1 protein-coding gene is annotated in these 2,810 nt (G+C 57.4%); it reads left to right on the forward strand.

Annotation, left to right across the window (positions count from 1 at the left end; all coding sequences use genetic code 11):
- Positions 1–2,810, forward strand: a 2,810-nt coding sequence (locus DEP07_RS25750) for a non-ribosomal peptide synthetase (protein ID WP_287103210.1), incomplete at both ends; no start/stop codon positions are given.

Raw genomic sequence — 2,810 nt, forward strand, 5'->3', positions numbered from 1 at the left:
CGTCAACACGCTCGCCTTGCGAAACTTCCCGCATCCAGACAAGCCATTCCGCACCTTTCTGGCCGAAGTCAGGGAGAGTTGCCTGCAAGCGTACGAGCACCAGGAATGGCCGTTTGAAAAGCTGGTCGAGAAGCTCCAGCCTACGCGTGATTTAAGCCGAAATCCGCTGTTTGACACGATGTTCGTCCTGCAAAACATGGAAAACTCTCTTCCGAGTCTGCCAGGAGTAGAGCTGGTTGCCCTGCCGATCAACAGCCAGTCGTCCCAGTTTGATCTCATGCTGGAAGCCGTTGAACAAGCAGGCAGTTTGCAACTGAATCTGGAGTTTTGCACCAAGCTGTTTGCTCCGCGCACGATGGAAAAGCTGCTGAGCCACTACGTCAATCTGCTGGCACAGCTCGTCCAGGATGCCGACCAGCGCCTGATCGACATGGACATGCTTTCTGCCGACGAGCGCGAGCGGCTTGTCTACGGCTGGAACGAGACAACTACAGCCTATCCGGCAGAGCAGAGCATTGCGCACATGTTGAAGCGGCAGGTCGAGCAGCGCCCGGATGACATCGCTGTCGTGTTTGGCGAGCAAAGCCTGACGTACGCGCAGTTGCACGCCCACTCCAACCAGATTGCCCACGCCCTGCACCATAAAGGAATCGGCAAAGGGGATGTCGTGGTCGTCATGGCGGAGCGCTCCCTGGAACTGGTTACGGGCTTGTTTGGCGTGCTGAAAGCAGGTGCTGCCTACACGCCTGTGGACCCGGGCTATCCGGCGGAGCGGCTGCGCTACTTGCTGCGTCATTCCAAGGCGAAGCTGCTGCTCGTCCAGCGCTCCGTGCAAGATCGCATCACCGATTCAGAAGCCGAGGTCGTCGCGGTGGAAGACCTGCTGGCGGCTGAGTGTGCGTGGCCCAGTGAAGACTTGCCGCTTTCCTACGACCCGGAACAGCCGATGTACGTCCTCTACACGTCCGGCTCCACTGGCAATCCGAAAGGCGCCATGATTCGCTCGCATTCGTTTGTCAACTTGCTGCATTGGTACACGCGCGAATTTGCGCTGGGCGAAAACGACCGGATGCTGCTCATCGCTTCTGCCAGCTTTGATCTGGCGCAAAAAAACCTGTACGCGCCGCTCATCACCGGGGGGCGGCTGGTGCTTTTCGAACCTGGTCTCTACGACTACGAGCAAATGTCAGCGACAATCGAGCGCGAAGGGATTACCGCGATCAACTGCACGCCCAGCGCTTTTTACCCGTTGGTAGAAGCCAATGCCGACGACGATTATCAAAAGTTGAGAAGCTTGCGCTGGGTATTTTTGGGCGGCGAACCGATCCATATGAACCAGCTCGCGCCGTGGCTGCGCAGCGCCCAATGCCAGGCGGAAATCGTCAACACATACGGCCCGACCGAATGCACAGATATTGCATCCTACTACCGCCTACACAGCAAAGACTGGCAAGGAGAAACAAACCTGCCGATCGGCAAACCGATCGACAACGTCCGGCTGTATGTCGTGGACAAAGACATGCGCCTGGTGCCGGAAGGGCTGGAGGGTGAACTGTGCATCGGCGGTGTCGGGGTAGGGCTTGGCTACTACAACGCCCCGGAGTTGACGGCAGAACGGTTCGTGCAGGGCAAGGAGCTGCCTGAGCAGGTCGTGTACAAGACAGGGGATGTTGTAAAAAGATTGCCAGATGGACAGATCGTCTTCATCGGCAGGGTCGACCATCAGGTGAAAGTTCGCGGCTTCCGCATTGAGATCGAGGAAATCGAGAAAAAGCTGCTCGACCATCCGCAAATTAAAGAAGCGGTCGTCACCGCGCTACAGGACGCCGGGGGAGACACGACCTTGCGCGCTTATGTCGTGCCAGCCCAGACCTTGACCACAGAGCAAATCTACGATTATCTGCAAACCGAACTGCCAGGCTACATGATTCCGCAGTTTGTGATCGTGCTGGAAGCTTTGCCGCTGACGCCAAACGGCAAAGTCGACCGCAAAGCCTTGCCAGTGCCGTCCGCAGAACTGGAGCCAACAGAAACCGTCCAGCTGCAAGGGGAAATCGAGCAGCAACTGGTGAAGCTGTGGCAGGAGACGCTGGGCATCCGCAAGGTAGGTCACCAGGACAGCTTTTTCCGCTTGGGCGGGCATTCGTTAAAAGCGGTTGCGCTGCTCTCGCGGATGAAAAAGGCATTTGGCGTATCGATCCCGATTTCCACCCTGTTTCGAAAGCCGACAATCCAGCAGCTTGCGGAAGTCATTCGCCACTCGCCGAAAACGAGCGTGGACGCGATACCGACAGCAGGAGGGCAGCAGTACCATCGGCTTTCCTCGGAGCAGGAGCGGCTTTATGTGTTGGAACAGTTCGAGCACGTCGGCACCGCTTACAACGTCCCATGGGCGGCTCACGTGTCTGGACCGTTCGACGCAGCCCGTTGCCAGCAAGCTTTTGCTGCACTGAGCCTCCGGCACGAGTCGCTGCGCACCTGCTTCGAGCTGATCGGCGACACGGTGGTGCAAAAAGTGCTGCCAAAAGCAGACGGCTTTTTCACGTATGAAGAAGCGAGCGGAGAACAGCCCGACCAGCTTATCCGCCAATTCGTCCGTCCGTTTGACCTGCGTGTCGGTCCGCTATTTCGGGTGAAAGCAATCCGACTTGGCGCAGAGGAACACCTGCTTTTGCTCGACATGCATCATATCATTGCCGACGGGATTTCTCTCCAGATCGTCTTGCAAGAGTTTGCCGCGCTGTACGAAGGCAAGACGCTGGAACCGTTGCCGATGCAGTACAAAGACTATGCAAACTGGCAGTGCAAGC

This window comes from Brevibacillus sp. (genome assembly GCF_003521185.1).
GTDB classification, from domain to species: domain Bacteria; phylum Bacillota; class Bacilli; order Brevibacillales; family Brevibacillaceae; genus Brevibacillus; species Brevibacillus parabrevis.